Annotated in this window: 15 protein-coding genes and 2 pseudogenes; 15 read left to right on the top strand and 2 right to left on the bottom strand. The window is 63.4% G+C overall.

Features of this window, described 5'->3' with window-relative positions; translation table 11 throughout:
* The first annotated feature begins 68 nt into the window (after window positions 1-68).
* The 11 genes from tssC to HFO71_RS21030 are packed head-to-tail and all read left to right on the top strand — an operon-like array spanning window position 69 to window position 15,410.
* Window positions 69-1,457 (top strand): type VI secretion system contractile sheath large subunit, encoded by a 1,389-nt coding sequence (tssC, locus tag HFO71_RS21080; protein ID WP_168255847.1) that lies wholly within the window; start codon window positions 69-71, stop codon window positions 1,455-1,457.
* Window positions 1,454-2,284: a type VI secretion system accessory protein TagJ gene (locus tag HFO71_RS21075; protein ID WP_168335549.1), complete on the top strand. Its 831-nt coding sequence runs from the start codon at window positions 1,454-1,456 to the stop codon at window positions 2,282-2,284. Before tssC ends, HFO71_RS21075 begins: the two co-directional genes overlap by 4 nt.
* On the top strand, window positions 2,277-2,786 hold the full coding sequence (gene tssE, locus HFO71_RS21070) for a type VI secretion system baseplate subunit TssE (protein WP_025397003.1): 510 nt from the start codon (window positions 2,277-2,279) through the stop codon (window positions 2,784-2,786). Before HFO71_RS21075 ends, tssE begins: the two co-directional genes overlap by 8 nt.
* Entirely contained in the window at window positions 2,779-4,560 is a 1,782-nt protein-coding gene (gene tssF, locus HFO71_RS21065; RefSeq protein ID WP_168335550.1) for a type VI secretion system baseplate subunit TssF, read from the top strand. Before tssE ends, tssF begins: the two co-directional genes overlap by 8 nt.
* A gap of 20 nt (window positions 4,561-4,580) precedes the next feature.
* On the top strand, window positions 4,581-5,582 hold the full coding sequence (tssG, locus tag HFO71_RS21060) for a type VI secretion system baseplate subunit TssG (protein ID WP_168335551.1): 1,002 nt from the start codon (window positions 4,581-4,583) through the stop codon (window positions 5,580-5,582).
* Window positions 5,583-5,593: 11 nt separating this feature from the next.
* Entirely contained in the window at window positions 5,594-6,787 is a 1,194-nt protein-coding gene (locus HFO71_RS21055) for a type VI secretion system-associated FHA domain protein (protein WP_168335552.1), read from the top strand.
* Window positions 6,777-8,117 (top strand): type VI secretion system baseplate subunit TssK, encoded by a 1,341-nt coding sequence (tssK, locus tag HFO71_RS21050; protein ID WP_168335553.1) that lies wholly within the window; start codon window positions 6,777-6,779, stop codon window positions 8,115-8,117. Before HFO71_RS21055 ends, tssK begins: the two co-directional genes overlap by 11 nt.
* Window positions 8,114-9,646 carry a type VI secretion system protein TssL, long form gene (gene tssL, locus HFO71_RS21045; RefSeq protein WP_168335554.1) on the top strand — a complete coding sequence of 511 codons (1,533 nt, stop codon included), beginning with the start codon at window positions 8,114-8,116 and terminating at the stop codon, window positions 9,644-9,646. Before tssK ends, tssL begins: the two co-directional genes overlap by 4 nt.
* A complete protein-coding gene (tssM, locus tag HFO71_RS21040; RefSeq protein WP_221988394.1) occupies window positions 9,643-13,119 on the top strand; it encodes a type VI secretion system membrane subunit TssM in 3,477 nt (1,158 codons plus the stop codon). Before tssL ends, tssM begins: the two co-directional genes overlap by 4 nt.
* A gap of 10 nt (window positions 13,120-13,129) precedes the next feature.
* Window positions 13,130-14,503, top strand: a complete 1,374-nt coding sequence (gene tagF, locus HFO71_RS21035; protein WP_170269004.1) for a type VI secretion system-associated protein TagF — start codon at window positions 13,130-13,132, stop codon at window positions 14,501-14,503.
* Window positions 14,493-15,410, top strand: a complete 918-nt coding sequence (locus tag HFO71_RS21030) for a serine/threonine-protein kinase (protein ID WP_168335557.1) — start codon at window positions 14,493-14,495, stop codon at window positions 15,408-15,410. The genes tagF and HFO71_RS21030 overlap by 11 nt, the downstream gene beginning before the upstream one ends.
* Here the strand turns inward: HFO71_RS21030 and HFO71_RS21025 are convergent.
* The gene (locus HFO71_RS21025) at window positions 15,407-16,546 is read right to left on the bottom strand and encodes a polysaccharide biosynthesis/export family protein (protein WP_168255837.1); all 1,140 of its coding nucleotides are present in this window, start codon (window positions 16,544-16,546) and stop codon (window positions 15,407-15,409) included. The two genes, HFO71_RS21030 and HFO71_RS21025, sit on opposite strands and share 4 nt — an antisense overlap.
* Window positions 16,547-16,818: 272 nt before the next feature.
* On the opposite strand from HFO71_RS21025, the gene HFO71_RS21020 reads away from it, so the two are divergent.
* From HFO71_RS21020 to HFO71_RS21010, 4 genes and pseudogenes are all read left to right on the top strand, one after another.
* Window positions 16,819-17,166, top strand: a complete 348-nt coding sequence (locus HFO71_RS21020; protein WP_168258433.1) for a DUF488 domain-containing protein — start codon at window positions 16,819-16,821, stop codon at window positions 17,164-17,166.
* A gap of 146 nt (window positions 17,167-17,312) precedes the next feature.
* Window positions 17,313-17,833, top strand: a pseudogene (locus tag HFO71_RS21015) (DUF4142 domain-containing protein).
* A gap of 9 nt (window positions 17,834-17,842) precedes the next feature.
* A pseudogene (locus tag HFO71_RS35870) lies at window positions 17,843-18,210 on the top strand (cupredoxin domain-containing protein).
* The gene (locus HFO71_RS21010; RefSeq protein WP_168339505.1) at window positions 18,207-18,920 is read left to right on the top strand and encodes an RNA polymerase sigma factor; all 714 of its coding nucleotides are present in this window, start codon (window positions 18,207-18,209) and stop codon (window positions 18,918-18,920) included. The pseudogene HFO71_RS35870 and the gene HFO71_RS21010 overlap by 4 nt, the downstream one beginning before the upstream one ends.
* Window positions 18,921-19,044: 124 nt before the next feature.
* Here the strand turns inward: HFO71_RS21010 and HFO71_RS21005 are convergent.
* The coding region (locus tag HFO71_RS21005; RefSeq protein WP_221988393.1) for a winged helix-turn-helix domain-containing protein at window positions 19,045-19,424 on the bottom strand (380 nt) is incomplete at its 5' end.

The following is a 19,424-nucleotide window of genomic DNA, read 5'->3' as shown; positions in this document are numbered from 1 at the left end:
AGGTCCAAGCGCGGCGGGTTGCCGCCGCGCTTGGACCTTGCGTTCGAAACATCTGTGTCAGGTTGACGATGGGTTCCAGCACCGAATGGCGGCGCCGGGCGGATCAGCTGATTACGCTGATCGACGAAGCGCTGAACAAGCAAGTCAATGCCATCCTCCACCATCCCGATTTTCAGGCGATGGAGGCGAGATGGCGTGGCCTCGCCATGCTCGTGCGCGAGGCAGGGCGCAGCGGCGAAGTGAAAGTCAAACTTCTCGGCGTCAGCTGGGGCGAGCTCACGCGGAGCATGGAGCGTGCCAGCGACTTCGACCAAAGCCACCTCTTCGAACTGATCTACAGCCGCGAGTTCGGCATGCCGGGCGGCGAACCCTTCGGCCTGCTGGTCGGCGACTATTATCTTTCTCCGGCCGATCCGGCCGGCGGCGATCCGGTCAGCACGCTGTCGCAGATCGGCATGGTGGCGGCCGCCGCCTTCTGCCCCTTCATCGCAGGTGCTGCGCCGCTGGCGATCGGGCTTGAAGACTTTCACGAGCTGAACCGGGTCAACGACTTTTCCTGGCTTGCCAATGAGACCGCCCGCATCCGCTGGAACGGTCTGCGCGCGCGTGAGGATTCGCGTTTCCTGGGACTTGTCGCGCCACGCATCCTGATGCGCTCGCCGCTTACGCCTCATGCACGCAATCGCAACGACGGCTTTCCCTTCCGGGAAAGCGTTGCTAGCGACGGCAGTTCGCTTCTCTGGGGCAACGCCGCTTTCGCCTTTGCGACCGTCGTCATTCGCAATTTCATCGATTCCGGATGGTTCGCCGATATCCGCGGCGTCACGCAGGACGCTATCGACGGTGGCCTACTGAGCGCAACCGAGCTTCCACCTTATGATTTCGGCACCGAAAGCAACGGACTATCAGCTCAGGCGCCGGTGGAAATCCATCTGACCAGCGGCCAGGAGCAGCAGCTCTGCGAGCTCGGCATCATCCCTGCCGCGACCACCTATCTCTCCTCTTCGGCGATTTTCAATTCCAATCAGTCCCTGCATGCGCCGCCCCACTACTCCAACGAACATGCACGCCAGAACGCCCGCCTCGCCGCCATGCTGCAATATGTGCTCTGTGCGTCGCGCTTCTCGCATTATCTCAAGGTCATTATGCGCGACGAAATCGGCCAGCTTGCCGATGCGATCTCGATCGAGCGGAAGCTGGCGGATTGGCTGACCGCCTATACGCTCGGCAATGACGACGCCGACATCGCGCTGCGCACCCGCTTCCCCCTGCGCTCGGCCGGCATCGGCGTCGCCGAGATTCCGGGCAAGCCCGGCAGCTTCTCCTGCACCGTCCGGCTGCAGCCGCATTTCCAGCTCGATGACGTTGCCACGAGCTTCCATCTCATCGCCGAGACCGCGACCACGGGCCAGATCCTGAGCCGCCCCGTTGCCATACCCGAGAGGATGTCCGCATGACGCTTTCCGCCAGCATCGCCCAATCGCTCAGCGACAATGCCCTCGATGACGCGATCGAGGAGGTCAAGGCGCATCTGAAGGTCAAGCCGTCAGATCAGGAGGCGCGGCATCTCTATATCGATCTTCTCGTGCTTGCCGGTGACTACCAGCGGGCGGACAATCAGTGCAGCCTTGCTGCCACCCTCTCTCCCGACGCGACGATGGGCTTCGCCCTGCTGCGCAACGAGCTTCGGGCAATGGCGGCGCGCGACGCCTGGTTCGAAAGCGGCGCCCTGCCGGAATTTCCACAGGGGCCGAGCGAACTCGACAAGCTCGCGGTCCGCCTCGGCATCGCCCATCGCGGCGGGGATGCGGATGAGGCGAGGACCACGCTCGATGCGCTCGAGAAGCTGAGGGGCGAACGTCCGCTGATCTGGAACGGCAGGGCCGTCTCCGATTTCCGCGATCTCGACGACCGCACACCGCATGCTCTCGAAGTCATCATGACCGGCGGCGGCTATCTCTGGATCGATTTTTCCAAGATCGCAGCTCTCTCGATAGAGCCGATTGGGCGTCCGCGCGATCTGACCTTCCGCCGCGCCGAGCTCTCCCTGATCGACGGCGCAGCCGCGTCGGTGCTTCTGCCGGCGGTCTATCATGGCACCGGCAAGGATGCGACGCTCAGGCTCGGCCGCGAGACAGAATGGATCGAGGAGACGACCGGCATCACCACCGGCCGTGGCCAGCGCTGCTACCTCGCCGGCGACGAACTGGTTTCCTTCCATGACACCCAAAGTCTGGAGATCTTGCCGGCAACGGCTGCCGGCAGGCACGTCGCGCATGGTTGACCCCCTCGAACGCTACCGGTTGCGCGACCGCGTCCTTGCCCGCTCGATCCTCGACAGGTTGATCGACGAGGCTCCGGATCGCACCGTCGATCCGCCGATGAGCTTCGTCGACCAGGTCCGCGACGTCAGGGAGGCGATCCGCCGCGATCTCGAAGCACTGCTCAACACGCGGCGCTGCCCGGCAACGCCGCCGGCAGCACTTTCCGAACTCAGGGACGCGCTGGTCAGCTATGGCGTCGACGGCATCGTCTCGGCAAATCTGATGACCGACCAGGCCAAGCTCAAGCTGGCGCAAGCGATCGAGCGGCGGATTGCGCTTTTCGAAACGCGGCTTTCCGATGTGCGGGTGACGATCCTGAAGAGCCGGACGATGACCGAACGGGCGCTGCGCATGCGCATCCAGGCGACCTTCCGCCTGCATGAAGGCATGCCGCCGATCAGCTTCGAGTCGACCATCGATCCCTCGACCCAGCGCTTCCTCGTGGAGGCGGCGCATGGCTGAAGGTTTCCTGCACCGCTACAATGAGGAATTGCTGGCGCTCCGCCGCCGGGCCGCGCGCTTTGCCGATGCCTTCCCGAAGATCGCCGGCCGCCTGCGCATGACCGGCGACGTCGCCGACGACCCGCATGTGGAACGCCTGATCCAGAGTTTCGCCTATTCGGCCGCCCGCGTCCGCCAGAAGCTGGACGACGAGTTTCCCGAGCTGACCGACGGCCTGCTGGAAACGCTTTATCCCCATTATCTGGCCCCACTGCCCTCGATGAGCATCGTCAAGTTCCGCCCGAGCGACACGCTCGCCTCGGTCCAGACCGTGCCGCGCCATACGGAAATCCTGGCCGAGCCGGTGAGAGGCGAAGCTTGCCGCTTCCGCACCACGCAGGAGGTCGAGATCGCGCCGATCGAAATCACCGGTGCTGAACTTTCCGGCCAGCCGATCAATGCGCCGCTTTCGCCCTATGCCGGCGTTGCCGGTTGCCTGAGGCTGTCCATCCGCTCTCTCGATGCCCGAAAGCCGCTTGGCGGTCTTGGCATGAGCCGGCTGCGCCTGCACATTCCGTCTCCCTGGCAACAGGCAGTGGCGATCTACGAACTGCTTGCCAACCACACGCTCGGCATCGCGCTTGCCAAACATGCGGACGACCGTTCGCCGGTCTTCCTGCCGGCGGGCAATCTCAAACCGGTCGGCTTCGAACCTGAAGAGGCCATGCTGCCCTATCCGGCGCCGAGCTTCATCGGCTACCGGCTGCTAACCGAATTTTTCGCTCTGCCGCGCAAATTTCTGTTTCTCGACATCGAAGGGCTCGACGCCTGGCGCGGCGACACGCTGGAGCTCTTCGTCTACCTCGGGGAAAGCGACGCCAAGCTCGAACGCGCAGTCTCGGTCCGCGACTTCGCGCTCAACGCAACGCCCGTCGTCAACCTCTTCCGCCAGGTCTGCGAGCCGATCGCCATCGACGGCACCCGCACGGAATACCGCCTCCTGCCGGATGCGCGGCGCCAGAAGACCCGCGAGATCTATTCGATCGACCGGGTTCTACTGACCGGATCGCGCGGCCAGGAGGAATTCTGCCAGCCGTTCTTCGGGCGGTCGCAACGGGCTGGCACGAGCGCGACCTACTGGCAGGCCTATCGCCGCTTCGACGAAGACGACAGAACCAGCGACATGGACATCGCCTTCGTCGACAGGCAGCGCCGTTCTTCAGGTCCTGTCGATGCGGTCGCAAGCGTCGATACGCTCTGCCTCAACCGCGACCTGCCGGAACAGCTTCCCTTCGGCGGCGGCCATCCATTCCTGCAGCTCGCTTCCGGCCACGAGGCTGTCGCCAGCGTCGAAGCCCTGATCCCGCCGACGCCGTCGGTCAGGATGAACGATCAGGAAGGGCGGAACTGGCGGCTGATGTCGCATCTCATCCTCAACCACCTGTCACTCTTCGACAATGACGGTGCGGCACTGAAGGATATCCTGTCGCTCTACGCCTTCCGGGACAGCCCCGAGACCAAACAATTCGTCGATGCGCTCGTCCGGATCAAGGCGGGCAATTCAACCGCCCGTCTCGGCAGCGGCGGCATGGTGCCCGGCACCGAGATCGCGCTTGAATTCGATCCGGCCGCCATCGACCGGCCCTCGGCCTTCCTGTTCGGCAGCGTGCTCGACCGCTTCTTCAGTCTCTACACCTCGGTCAACAGCTTCACCCGGCTCGTGATCGGGATGAAGGGGCAATCGACGCCGATCGCCCGGTGGCCGGCACGCGCCGCCGCACGCCCGCTTCTCTAAGGAAGGATCGCTATTAAATCATGGATCTCCCAGTCGCCCGCAAGCCAGACGCTCTTGCCGATCTGCTCGAACGCGACCCCAGCCGCTTCGAGCCGGTGACGGCCTTTCGCGTCGCGCAGGCTTCGGTGGGGGAAGGACGGCTTGATGTCGCCTCGCATGTCGGCGTCTCGCCGGCGCCTCTTGCCGTCAGCGGATACAAGCGCAAGGGCGGCGGCGCCGTCGTCCGCAGTGCGCTTGCCGGTCTCGTCGGGGCACTCGGCTCGATGCCGTCGGCCTATAACGACCTCGTCATGCGCGAGGAGCGCAACAGGTCGCGGGCGCTGGCGGGCTTCTTCGACATGTTCAGCGCGCGAATGGCGGCACTCTTCACTGATGCCTGCGAGAAATACCGCATCGCCCGGCGGCTCCGCTGGGGCGGCACATGGGCAAACAACGCCTTCGTCACCACCCTCCTGTCGCTGACCGGCTTCGGCACCAAGCGTCTCGTCGAAAAGAGCGGCGTCGACGAGGAGCTGATCCTGCGTTTCTCGGGCTTCTTCGCCGCGCGCAACCGCAATGCCGTCAACCTCCGCGCCATGCTGTGCGAATTCAGCGGCCTGCCGGTGGAGATCGAGTTGTTCCGCGGCCGCTGGCTGACCATCCCGATCGAGGAGCGCAGCCGCATGGGCCAGCCGCAGGGCGTCCAACTTGGCGTCAATGCAACGGCAGGTGCGGCGATCCACGATTTCAGCGGCGGCTTTCGGATCGTCATCGGTCCGCTCGGTTATGCCGATTACCTCTCGCTCGCGCCTGGCGGACGCGCCATCACCGAGCTCTTCGCCCTGACGCGGCTCTATGTGGGCGCGGCGCTCGAATTCGACATACAGGCCATCCTGAAGAAGGAGGACGTTCCCTTCTGCCAGCTCGGACAGGCGGGCGATCCACCGCGCCTTGGCTGGAACAGTTGGGCGAGGGTCGCGCCGGCTGCAAGCGACAGCGGCGATGCAGTGATCGTCGAGCGCCTGTCGGTTCAGGCGCGGTGAGGAGACGAGGAATGCGGCTTGAACTGAAAGAGATCACCAGTGATGCGGCGGCGCCATCAGGCCAGCCGAAATGGTTCTTCGAACGCGGCCGGCGAACGCTCGGCCGGGCACCGGATTGCGACTGGCGGCTGCCGGAGGATCGGCGCTCCGTTTCGAAGCTCCACTGCATCATCGAGCGCGACCGCGAAGGCTTCCTGCTGCGCGACCAGAGTGCAAACGGCTCCCGGGTCGACGGCGTCGCCGTGCATGAAGGCCAGATCGTGCGGCTTTCCGACCGGTCGCGGCTGGAGGTGGGCGGACTTGCCTTTTCTGTCCACATATCAGGCGAAAAGGACCGCGATATCGAGGATCCCGATGCGGGTCTCATGCTGAGTGACGAACCGCTGACCATTTCCGCCATCCTCGCCGATATCGCTCCGGGCGGCCGCGCTGCAAACGGTATCCTTGGCGAGCGTGCGAGCGATGACTGGGCTTTTCCCGAAACGGGCGGCAAGAAGACAACCGCCTCATCCCGCAATGTCGAGATCGGCTGGAGCGGCCCTCCGGAGATCCGCTCGGTCAGCCAGCTTCTGCCGGAGGATTGGAATTCGGAGGAGACCGAATATGGCAGCCACCTGGAACATGGTTCCGCCACCCATGTCTCCGCGCCCATCACTCAGCGCCGGCCGACCCCGGTCATCGAGACCGTCAACGGCAACGATCCGCAGCCGGAGCTCGAGGAATTTCCAGCGCTGACGATCGGCCGCCCAGAAGCCTTCGCCGATCGCCTGGAGCCGCTGCTTGCCCGGCTCGAGGAGGCTGTTCGAAATAGCTATGCCGTTTTCGAGATGAGTGCGCCATCCGCCGCCAGCGAGCCGGATTTCCTGGCCGACAGCAGCAGGGAGGAAGCGCTTCTTGCGCGCATCGAGACCCTGCTCGGGCAACAGCTCGACCTCAATTCGGCGCTTGAGGCTCTGGTTCAGACAGCAAGCCGGCTGGAGCCGCGCATGCTGGAGGCGCGGGTCGAGACCGGAGCCTGGCGCACGCCCTGGGGCCGGGACCGGGCCTATTGGCGTGCCTACCGGACACAATTCGAACAGGACGGCAAGAGCCGGTCGATCCATGACGTGTTTCGCCACGCAATGACGGGGGCGGTGAACGGCACGCAGGCAGGGCCTCGTCCGCAAGACGGGCAGGAAGGAAAAGACGCGCATCATGAGGAATGAAAACCGGGTGGCCTGGAGCGAAGGCATGTTCCTTCGCGTACAGCATTTTCAGCAGGCGGACCGCTGGACCGAGCGGCTCGTGCGCACCGCGACGCACGGCCTGTCGCCCTATCCCTGGGGAGTGGCGGAAATCGGCATCGATCGCGGCGCACTGGCGATCGGCCAATTCGCGCTCTCGAACCTGCGCGGCGTATTGCCGGACGGAACGCCATTCGAAGCCCCTGTTGATACCGACCTGCCGCCGCCGCTCGATCTCGACGAGAACACCAAGAATGCTGTCGTCTATCTCGCACTTCCTTCCCGTCAACCGGGCAAAGCCGATGTGGCGCTGAACGGCGGTGCCGCGCGCAACAGCGTCCGGCTCGTCGCTTCGCCCTACGAAGCGCCGGATGCAAATGTCGAGACCGACTTCATGGCGCCGATCGATGTCGGTCGCCTCAGCCTGCGTTATCTGAGGACCGGCGATGAACTCGCCGGCTACGAGCTCATCGGACTTGCCCGCATCATCGAGGTGCGTTCCGACAGGGCCGTGATCCTCGATCCGGACTATATCGTGCCAAGCCTCAATTGTACGGCTGCTGCACGGCTGAGCGAGCTGATCACCGAACTGCTCGGCATCGTGCGCCACCGCGCAGAGGCCATCGCCGAACGGATCGGCGATCCCACTATTCGAGGGACCGCGGAGGTCGGCGACTACCTGCTGCTACAGATGCTCAACCGCGCGGATCCGATGCTGAAACACATTTCGGCGAATGCGACGCGGATCCACCCCATGGTCTTTTACGAGACCTGCATCCAGCTTGCCGGCGAGCTCGCCACCTTCACGACCGACCGCAAGCGCGCGAGCGATTTTCCGCCTTACCGCCACGACGACCTGAAGGCGACGTTCGCGGCCGTCTTCGACGATCTGCGCGCCTCGCTGTCATCCGTGCTCGAACAGGCAGCCGTGGCGATCGAGCTGGCCGAACGCCGGCATGGCGTCAGGATCGGCACGATCAACGACCGTTCGCTGCTGAAAGATGCCGGCTTCGTGCTGGCGGTCCGGGCCGAGATGCCGGCCGAAGACGTGCGCCGCAAGCTGCCGGCGCAGATCAAGATCGGCCCGGTGGAGCGCATCGCCGACCTCGTCAACGTCGCGCTGCCGGGCATCCCCGTTCGGCCGCTGCCAGTGCTGCCACGCCAACTCCCCTATCGCTCCGGTACTATCTATTTCGAACTCGACACCAAGAACCCGCTTTGGAAACAACTCGACACTTCGGGCGCCATCGCCGTGCATCTCGCCGGCGATTTTCCCGGGCTCGAAATAGAACTGTGGGCACTTAGAGAATGAAGAACGAACCCGCCTCCACCTGGCAGAACCTGCCGACCATTGTCGAACTTACCGAGGACGGCACTCGAAAAAAGCAATCCGCCCGCAAGATGGCGGAGATGCTCGACGACGTCCTCGACTTTCCCGAAAGCGACGGAGGGAAGACGCCGGCGGGATCGCTTCCGAAGAGCGGAGCGTCCGTCGAAACGCTCGTTCGAGATTTCCGCTTCGGCGCCGAAGACGTGCCGACCCTGGTGCGCTCGGCCGCACCCCTCCTCAACCTCGCCCATGCTCTACGCTACACGGAAGAACAGCCTGATATCGACGAACTTCGCCAGGTGGCGATCGAGGCCGTCGCCCGCTACGAACGCGATCTGGCGAGCGCCCGCATCAGCCCCGAACGAGCGCGCGCAGCCCACTACGTCGTCTGCGCGACGGTCGACGATGTCGTGCTCAGCAAGGCCTGGGGCGTTCGTGCCGGCTGGGCCCGCTCGGGGCTTGTTTCCACCTTCCATATGGACGTGACCGGCGGCGAACGGGTGTTCGACCTGCTCGACCATTTCCACCAGAGCCCCGGCGCCAACAAGGACCTGCTTCTCCTCATCTATCTCTGCTTGTCGCTTGCCTTCGAGGGCCGCACCCGCGTTTCACCGCGCGGCGGGCTGGAGCTCGGCCGCATCCGCGATGGCCTTTACAAGACGCTGCTTGGCCAGTACGGCGTCTTCGAACGAGAGCTTTCCCCGCATTGGAAGGGCGTTTCGGCCCGGCATCAGCCGCTGCGCACCGCGGCCGCGATCTGGACGCTTCTTTCCCTTCTGACGCTGATCCTGGCGTTCGGCTACCTATTCTTCACGCTCTCGCTCAATCGTGCCTCCGACGGAACGTTCGAGCGGCTCGCCAGGCTGCCGCCGCGCGATATGCCGAGCGTATTGGTCAAGGTTCCGGAGCCGCCGCGGCAGCCGCCGCCTGTTGTCGTCGCCGAAACGCCGCCGACGCCGCCACCGCCGCAAGTGAAACCGCCGAGCCGGCTCGACAATCTGCTCGCCTTCCTCCAGCCGGAGGTCGAGAAGAAGCTCGTCACACTCTCTGATTCGAATGGCAGGCTGCTGGTGCGGATCAGCAATTCCGGCCTGTTTGCCACCGGCAGCGCGGAGGTCAGCCAGAAATTCCACGATCTCCTCCAGCGGATCGGCGGTGCGCTGGCCGCAGAGAACTTCCGCGCCGTGGTGGTGGGCTATACGGATAATGTGCCGATCCGCACCGTGCAGTTCCCCTCCAACTGGCACCTTTCCGAAGCCCGCGCCAAGGCGGTCGGCGAAATACTCAGTTCATTCACCGGGCCGGGCGCGATCCTGACCGAGGGGCGTGCCGACACCGACCCGATCGCCGCCAACGATACGCCGGAGGGCCGGGAGATGAACCGCCGCACCGAAATCCTGGTCCTGACCGATCCGAGCGAACGGTTGAACGATGCGGGTTTGACGACACCGCGTCAGGCCGAAATGCCGGATGAACCGACGGCGCCCGCCGCAGGAGGTGGTTCGCGATGAACCCGCTCAGTTATTTCTATACGATCCGCTCTTATGTGGAGGCTTATGCCGGCCTCATCGGCCGCCGCTTCATCTCAATCATCTGGGTGGCGGCAATCTGTGTCGTCATCTGGTTCTACGGCTATCTCGCCGCCTATGGCGATTTCAAGCCGCTGGCGAGCGCCAGCGCCCGGCTGACGCTGATCGGCATCATCCTAACCGCCTGGCTCGCCTATCTCGTCTTCACGACCATCCGCGACCGCCGCCGCGACAAGCAGCTCGTCGACGGTATCGAACGGGACGCGGAAGCAGAAGCCGCGGCCAGCCAGCAAGCTGAGGTTGGGGAGATCCATAATCGGCTCAAGGAAGCGCTGCAGCTGCTCCGCCGCATCACCAAGAAGCGCTTCGGCTATATCTACGAACTGCCGTGGTATGTCATCTTCGGCGCGCCGGGTTCCGGCAAGACGACGGCGCTCACCAATTCCGGCCTCAAATTCCCGCTCGGCGATGCACTCGGCCGCAACTCGGTGCAGGGGATCGGCGGTACGCGCAACTGCAATTGGTGGTTCACCGACGAGGCCATCCTCATCGATACGGCCGGCCGCTACACGACGCAGGACGATCTGAACGGCACCGCCAAGGCCGGCTGGGAAGGTTTCCTCGGCCTGCTGCGCAAGTACCGGCGTTCCCAGCCGATCAACGGCGCGCTGGTGACGCTGTCGATCGGCGATCTCCTGACGCGCGATCCGGAAGCGCAGCGCGAGGAGATCAGGGCGATCCGCCAGCGGCTTTCCGAACTCGATGAACTCCTGCATGCGCGCGTGCCGGTCTATCTGCTGCTGACCAAAGCCGATCTGCTGACCGGCTTCGTGGAGTTCTTCGACGGTTTCAACAAAAACGACCGCGAACAGGTCTGGGGCACGACTTTCGGGCTCGACGAGAGCTACAAGGCGGCGAACCTGCCGGAACGCTTCATGGAGGAATTTACCCTGCTGCAGCAGCGCGTCGATACCATGCTGATCGAACGCCTGCAGCAGGAACCCAATCCGGAATTGCGCGGCCGCATCTTCCGTTTCCCGGCAGAGCTTACCTCTTTGAAGGAGCGTCTGCACGAGGTCGTCACCGAGCTTTGCTCGGGTTCGAGGCTGGTGGAGGCGCCGCTGCTGCGCGGCATCTATTTCGCCTCCAGCACCCAGAGGGAGGAGACGGTCACCGTCCCCCGCATGCGACGCAGCTATTTCCTCTCGCGCCTCTTCAAGGAGGTGATCTTCGGCGAGGCCTCGCTGGTCGCCCGCGATAAGCGGCTTTCGGGGCGGCAGATGCTCTTCCGCCGCGCGGCCTATGCCGCCACTGTCCTGCTGCTTGCCGTGGTGCTGACGAGCTGGACGGCCACCTACATCCAGAACACCACGGCACTGGCCGGCGCGGAAAGACGCATCGACGCCTACGAACAACTGGTGCGTGGCGTGCCGGTTCGCGACGTTTCGGATGCGGATTTCCTGCGCATCCTGCCGGCGCTCGACAATCTCGCCGCCGTCACCACCGACTTCTCGAAGACCCGCGTCTGGCCGATAAGCCTCGGCCTCGACCAGGAAGGCAAGGTCGCCAGTCGGCAGCGCGAGGCCTATCAGCGGGCGCTGAACACGCTCCTCCTTCCGCGCATGCTTGTGCAGCTTCAGAAGGACATGACCGAGACCACCGACGTCACTCGAACCTTCGACGCGTTGAAGCTCTACGGCATGCTCGGCGGGCTCGGCCCGGTGAATGCCGACTTTGCCGCGGTGGAAGCAGAAGACATGTTCACGAGGCTCTATCCCGACGAAGGCAGGGCGGCGGCCCGGCAGGCGCTGATTGCCCATGCCGATGTCATGGCGCGCGGCGCGCTGCCACCGATCGAGCTCGACAAGGCGCTGATCGCCAAGGCGCGCGAAGTCATCCGCTCGCAGAACATCGCCAACCGCGCCTATGACATTCTGGCGGAATATCGCAGGTCCCGCTCGCTTCCCGCCTGGAGCCCGGCAGGCGCGCTGGGGCCGCTCGGCGAACAGGCCTTCGAGCGGACCTCGAAGGCGCCGCTCAACGAAGGCATTCCCGGCCTCTTCTCCGCGACCGGCTATCGCACCGTCGTTCTGCCTGGGATCACCGACGCCGCGCGCGAGGCGCTCGACGAGCAATGGGTCCGCGGCGATCCCAATCCCGCCGGCGTCACGGTCGACACGATCGCCCAGGCGACGCTTCAGCTTTATTTCGACGCTTTCGAGCAGCGCTGGTCGACGATCCTCACCGATATCAGGGTGAAGCCTTCCCAGACGACTAGCGATGCGGCGGAAACCACCCGCATCCTGGCGGGCAAGCCCGGACCGGTCGAGACGATCACCAAATCGATCGTCGCCGCCACCGATCTGCGCGCGCTCGGGGCGGAAATCGCCTCGGCCGCCGGCGACAACCTGCCAGCCTCGACCACGGCGCTTGCCAGCGCAGCGAACGCGCCCGATCCCTTCGGCCGACTTCGCGAAGCGCTGAAGGCGTCGGCCGGACAGTCGTCGCCCGGCGACCAGCCGAAAGATGCGCCGCGATCGGAGATCGGGCAACTCGAACCGATCCTGCAGCGGGTCCAGGAGCAGCTTTCGCGCGCCACGACGTCGACCGCCGAAGTCGCGAAAGTCTTCGACGTCGACAGCCAGCTCACCGACGCCAACCAGGATCTGCTGCAGCAGGCCCGCAAGCTGCCGGCACCGGTCGATAGCTGGATGGCGGGGCTGGCTGCGGATGTCGGATCGCTGGCGGTCAAATCGGCTCGTTCGCGCATCAGCGACGCCTGGGCCGCCGAAGGCGCGGGCTTCTGCTCGAATGTCGTTGCCGGTCGTTATCCTTTCGACCGGAAATCTCCGCGCGACGTGGCGATGAGCGATTTCATCAGGCTTTTCGGACCGGAGGGGCTGTTCAAGACCTTCTTCAAGGAAAAGCTCGAAGCCTTCGTCGACACCAGCGCCTCGCCATGGGGCTGGAAGGGCACGTTTGGCGCGACAAGCATTCCGAGTGCGGCGATCGCCCAGTTCGAGAATGCCGACAAGATCAACCGCGCCTTTTTCCCGGCCGGCAGCGAGAACCCGTCGATTTCAATCAACGTCAAGCCGGTATCGCTAACCGAGGCGGCCAGCGCCGTGATGCTGGAGATCGAGGGCGAACGCGTGGTCTATTTCCATGGGCCCATCCAATCGAAATCGATCACCTGGCCGTCGACCGAAGCCAGCAACGTCTCGCGCCTCGCCTTCCAGCCGGGCGGCTGGCAGCAGGCGCTGACGGAGAACGGCGACTGGTCGCCCTTCCGGCTCTTCGACGATGCCGATCTCGCCATACAGGGCGACGACCTCTTCCGGGCAAAATTCCAGCAGAACAGTCAGACGGCGGAGTTCGACGTGCAGTTCGGTTCGGTGCTCAATCCATTCCGGCTGGAGGCGCTCGGCGCCTTCTCATGCCCGGCGCAATTCTGACCGGTCCGTCATGAACGAGCGCGCCACCCTGGACCGAAGCCAAACCGAAGCCGACAGGATCGGCTTCTTCGGCAAATTGCCGAGCCATGGCGATTTCGTTTCGACGGGACTGAGCCGCCACCTGCAGGCGTCGCTCGACGCCTGGCTGCAGTCGGGGCTGCAAGCGGCGCAGCGGGAACTCGGCGAGGATTGGGAACGCCGCTTTCGCATGATGCCGGCATGGCGTTTTATCGTCGAACGCGGTCTTTGGGGGTCGGCCACCATTGCCGGCGTTCTGCTTCCGAGCCTCGACCGCGTCGGGCGCAGTTTCCCGCTGGTTATCGCCGCCCAGCTTCACGGCTTTGCCGAGCATCCGCGTCAGCTCTACCTTGATGACACCTGGTTCACGGCCGCCGAGGCGATCGCCGAAAGCTCGGCCAAGCGGGATTTCGACATCAATCACTTCACCGCGAGCCTGAAGCGACTGCGGACCCTGCGCCCAGCCGACCTCGCGGAAAACGAGACGCTGCAGGACAATGCTTCCGGCCGCGGCACGCTCTGGTGGCGGATCAGCCCCGAGGATCGGCGAGCCAAGGGGTTTCGTATCGGCGGCGCCCCGGACCCCGAGGATTTTCCGAAGCTACTGCACGACAATTCCCCCGCGGCTTCTGCACGGCGGCAACCCGAAACGGCCGAGACACCAGGCCCTGTTATCGCCGAACCGCATCGTCCGCTGGTGATCCGCCACAGCCATGCCACCCATCCCGGCACACGGCTGAGCGTCAACGCCGATGCGCTGCTCGTCTCGGAAACGCCCTCGCTTTTTGCCGTCGCCGATGGCATCGGCGACGGCAGCAGCGCTGCCGAGGTCGGCAAGATCGCCGTCCATATGCTGGCTGAAACCGGGAACCAGCAGTCGATTGAAGCTCTGGTGCAGGACATCAAAGGCAAGCTTGGCCGAGCCCACGGCCTGCTTCAATCGGCCTATCTTTCTTCTGATCGCGAACCGTCGGCCGCGAGCATAGTCGTGCTGGCCACGCTTCGCGAAAGCTGCGCCCTGCTCTGGGTGGGTGACGCCCGCTGCTATCTTCTGCGGGATGGCATGATGCGCTGCCTCACGCGCGACCACGTGGAGATCGGCCTGCGGCGCACGCTTTCGCGCGCCATCGGCATGCGGGGACATCTCATCCCCGAAGTCCGCTCCGGCGGATTGCAGGCCGGCGACAGGCTCCTGCTCTGCAGCGCGCCCCTTCCAACCACCGTGCCCGAGCGAAGCATTGCCGAAATCCTCATTTCCGCAAAGATCGAAAACGCGGCCGATATTCTCGTCCAGGAGGGGCTGATTGCCAATTGCCGTGAAAACCTCAGCGCGATCGTGATCGATGTGAAGACCGATGACGGATGATCATCCGGAGATGGATTTCGAAGAGATCGCGCGACGTTTTTCGCATCTCTGGCAGGCGTTGAATCACGGATCACCCGAGACCCGGAAAATCCTGGTAGACCGCGTCCGGGACGCGCTTGATCGGGGAGAGGCCCGGCTCCACGAGCCGGATTGCGAGATCATCGCCAACAGTTTTGTGCTCGAGGCGCTGATCCATGACGGCGCGGCCACCCGTGTCTATCGCGCCCGCCATCGCGATCTCGGAACGCTGCATGCCATCAAGGTGCCGCAGCCCGACCACGCCGACGATCCCGTCCTCAGGAAACTGATGCTGCGCGAGGCGGAAATCGGCATGGCGCTCCGTCATCCCCGCATTGCCGCGACCCAGACCGTTCTGCGCCTTGCCGATGGGCGCCCTGCCCTGGTCATGGAGTGGCTCGGGAGCAAGCTTGCGGATCTTTTGCAGGAAAGGCCGCTATTTCTCAGTGAGGTTATAGCGGTCACGACGGCGGTGCTTTCAGGCCTAGAAGCCATCCATGCCGGCGGTTTCGTGCATTGCGACCTGTCGCCGCTCAACCTTATCGCCGACGGCGATCTCTCCAGTTTGAAGATCGCCGATTTCGGGATCGCGCTTGAGCGCGGAGGCCGGCATGGTCAATTCGATCTTGTCTTTGCCGGCCAGCCGGATTTCGCATCCCCCGAACAGTTGGCCGGTGAACCGCTCGACGAACGATCCGATCTTTACGCCGCCGGGTGTCTTCTGTCCTTGCTGCTCAGCCGTTGCAACGAGGAGAGCGATGGAACCGAAGCCATGGTGGCATTGGCGAACCGCCTATCCCAACGGACCCCGCAGGACAGGCCCGAAAATGCAAGAGCCGCCTTGCATCTGCTCGGCGGCTCCGCAAAATGTCCTGTTGTCGATGCTTAATTGCCGCTGGAACCGGGGATCGGTGCTGCGGCCGTCGGCACACTCTTCTGGTACACGTTGAAGAGCTTGGCAAAGTCCACCAGGCTGGCGTTGCTGGCGTAGATGATATCGCCATCCATCATCTGGAACCGCTGCATCAGCGCCAGATTGGAAACGTCCTTCAGATTGACGCGATAGATCACCGGCTTGGTGCTGGCGACAGCCGGCGCGGGGTTCTTGGCATTTGCGGCCGCAACCTGCGTATCGACCGGCTGGTTGCGCAGCACATAGAAATTGCGCGCATCGGCACGATCGTCGAGCAGGCCTCCGGCTCGCCCGAGCGCCTGGGCAAGCGTCAGTCTGCCCGGTTCGAATTCGAACTCGCCGACACTCTTGAAGGCGCCGAAGGCGGTGAAGGTGGGTGAATCCTTGTCGATATAGATCTGATCATCAGGCAGCAGGTAGACATTCTGTTTGTTGTCGTCGATGACGCGCTGGAGCGGCACGGTGGCGCGCTGCTTGCCGCGCATCAGCGTGACGGTCGCGGAGCCCGGAGCAGACGATGCGCCGCCGGCAAGTGCGACCGCATCGAGCACGCGCTCCTTGCGGGCGGTGAGCGGGAAGCGACCGGCGGCACGCACGTCGCCATTGACGGTGATACCGCTGGAGGGCCTATCAACCACGGTGACGACGGCCTGCGGATTGACTGCCGACCCCTTCAAGCCGGTGATGATGCGCGTCTGCAGCGCCTCGGTCGAGGAATCTACCACCCGTTGCTTGCCGATGAAGGGAAGCGTCACGTTCCCGGTCGAATCCACAGTGAAACGGCCGAGATTGAGGGTCTTGCTCTGGGTTGAGGAGAAAAGCCCATCCTCGCCGGGATCGAGAATCGTCACCTCGATGACGTCGCCGCGTCGCAGTCTCGTATCGGCAAATCCGCTTGAGCGCATCAGGCTGAGCCCGGGATCGGTGGCAGCATAGGCAAGCGGAGTGACAGCCACCTGACCCATCGGCGCTTCCGAGAGCCTCACCACCGGGATGCGCTCATTGGTGTTCGGCGAGGTGGCATTGTAAAAACCACCGGCAGTTGGGCCATCCGATGGCCGAGCGCATGCAGTGAGAACTGCGACAAGGACCAACGGCGCCAGCTTTCGCATTAGTTATCCTTTTGGCAATATTGAGAGAATCGAAAAATATCAGCGACAGACGAGCGAGCAATACCAGTTGCACGCGAAAAATCAATTATGACAGCTCGGAGGCAGGCAGCTGTGGCCAATTGGCAACTACGTTTCTTAAGTTGCGGGTGATGGAGGCTGGCTGGACCGTGCCACGCACCAGATCGAGCTGCTCCTCGGGCTCGAGCCTGGAACCAAAACCTTGTCACGCGTATTCGTCTAGATTGGCTTTCGAACGTATGGCGGGTGAGCAAATGGCCTTGCACATCAAACGAATCTACGAGCCGAAAGACGACAAGGACGGCATGCGCATCCTGGTCGACCGACTATGGCCGCGCGGGTTGAGCAAGCAGGATGCAGCAGTCGACATCTGGATGAAGGATATCGCGCCAAGCCCGGCGCTGCGCCGGTGGTTTGGCCACGATTCGGCCAAGTGGACCGAGTTCCAGCAGCGGTATCGGGACGAGCTGGAGAAGAACCCATCCGCCGTCGACGAGTTGAAACGTCAGATCCGGCTAGAGGACGCGACGCTTCTCTACGCTGCGAAAGACCTGAAGCACAATCATGCCATCGTGCTTCAGCGCTTCCTCGGCAAAGACTGACGCGTCGGTGACCAACGCTGATGATACACGGTCTCTCCCTGTCCGAAATTTCCGGGAACCTTTTCGACAAACCTGCATCCAATGTTCGCTTCCGAAGGACCACCGTTGCCGCCGGAAGGTCGGTCACGACACAAGGGAGACAGATCATGTTGAAACGATTTCTCGGCGCCACTCTGATGGTGGCATCGCTCGGCACGGCCTCGATCGCCGCCGATGCCAAGTCGACCGATCCTCGATCGCCCACATCGCCTATACGGCGGGACAGATCGATGTCACCGCGGCAGAGCAGGCGTTGAAGAAGAGCAAGAATACCGAAGTCATTGCATTCGCCAAAACCATGGAGCGCGACCACAAGGCCGTCAACGACCAGGCGCTCGCCCTCGTCAAGAAGCTGAAGCTGACGCCCGAAGACAACCCCGTCAGCCAGTCCTTATCGACACAGACAGGTAAGGAACTGACGACGCTGGAGGCACTCGACGGCGTGGCGTTCGACAAGGCCTATGTCGAAAACGAAGTCGCCTATCACAAGTCGGTCAATGACGCGCTTGCCAACATCTTGATCCCGTCGGCTCAGAATAAAGATCTCAAGTCGCTGCTGGAAACCGGCCTGACCCTGTTCAAAGAACATCAGATGCATGCCGAACATCTGGCTTCCACGATCAAATAGGCTCGAGGAATGGGCTCGCTCATGAAATCGCTCCCGCTGCGTCCGCACTACTTTGGGCGAGCAACGGGGTTGCCTCGGCGGCGGACCATCAGATCGCCATCACCGGCATGAAATTTGGCTCGCCGCCTGCCGAGCTGCATGTCGGCGATGTGATCGTCTGGAGAAACGATGATATATTCAGGCACACGGCAACCGCTCTCGATAAGAGCTTCGATATCGACCTGCCGCCGAAATCGGAAGGCCGCATGACGGTCGCCCAAGCGGGGACGATTGATTTTTATTGTCGTTTTCATCCCGCTATGACGGGCAAGCTGGACGTCCGGCCACAGGCCGGGCGCCAATCGAAAGACGGGCGAACTGGCGGAGAATTCCCATGACAGCCATTCCGGTTCCGGCCGCGCGACACCGGCCGCAGATATCAATACTGTCCGACGCCGATCTCGTGCCCCTGGCGAAAATGGGCGACGAGCCCGCCATCCGCACCATCGTTCAGCGTCACAATCAGCGCCTGTTCCGGACGGCGCGCGCCGTCATCCGCAACGATGCCGAGGCGGAAGATGTCGTCCAGGCCGCCTACATCAAGGCATTCACCAATCTGGCGACGTTCCGGTGCGACGCACAACTTTCGACATGGCTGACCCGCATTACCCTCAACGAGGCGCTGGGCCGCGTGCGGGCTCGAAAGAACACCACCGGGCTGGGGGAAATTGACGTGCAGACGATGGCGCCTGGTGGCGAAGTGCTACAGTTTCCCTCGTCCCTGTCCGCGACCGATCCGGAAACCGAACTCGCCAGGAGCCAGGCGCGGCATCTTCTCGAAAATGCGGTCGACGAACTGCCGGATGATTTTCGCGCCGTCTTCGTGCTGCGGGATATCGAGGGCATGAGTACGGACGAGGCCGCATCTTACCTCGGCATAAGACCCGAAACAGCCAAGACCCGGCTGCACCGGGCGCGCAAGATGATGCGCCAGTCGATTGAAAAACAGCTCTCCGGCGCATTCTCGGCCCTGTTCCCGTTCGATGGCGCCCGCTGCGCTTTCATGGCCGATCGCGTTATCGCTGCCCTTCGTCACAAAACCTTATGATTCCTCATAGCAAAGTCGATGCGGCTCGCCGGGAAGCGCAACAATTCCTGCCGATACCGACAGCTGCCTATTATCGCTGATCCGCCCCGCCTGTAGATCCAGTCGCCTGTCCCGCAGTAGCCTGTCAGAGGCTAAGGCATGCGGAGGTCATCGTGGTGTCGAGAGCGTAACCCGCCCCATATATCGTACGAATTCTCAGATTCCGGAGTCCTGCAAACGCTTTTCGCAACCGGCCGATATGTACATCAACTGTCCGGGTTTCTACAGCGCGTGGATGGAGCCAAACGCCTTCGATAAGTTGCTTGCGGGTACTGATCTGCCCCTGCTTTTCGAATAGGAATCTAAGGATTTTCATCTCCATAGGCGCAAGCGCTATTCTCTTGCCTGAAACCACGACGGCGTGCGGGCCGAAGACAATCTCGGCGGCACCAGCAAAGTTGCGCAGAGTCGAAGCCTCAGACTGCGGGCCTGTGCCGTGGAGAAAGGCGAGGAGTTTTGAAGGCG

The sequence above is a fragment of the Rhizobium laguerreae genome (genome assembly GCF_019778565.1).
Taxonomy (GTDB): Bacteria; Pseudomonadota; Alphaproteobacteria; order Rhizobiales; family Rhizobiaceae; genus Rhizobium; species Rhizobium laguerreae.
The sequence above is the reverse complement of the archived record's forward strand: the minus strand, read 5'-3'. Positions and strand labels throughout refer to the sequence as shown.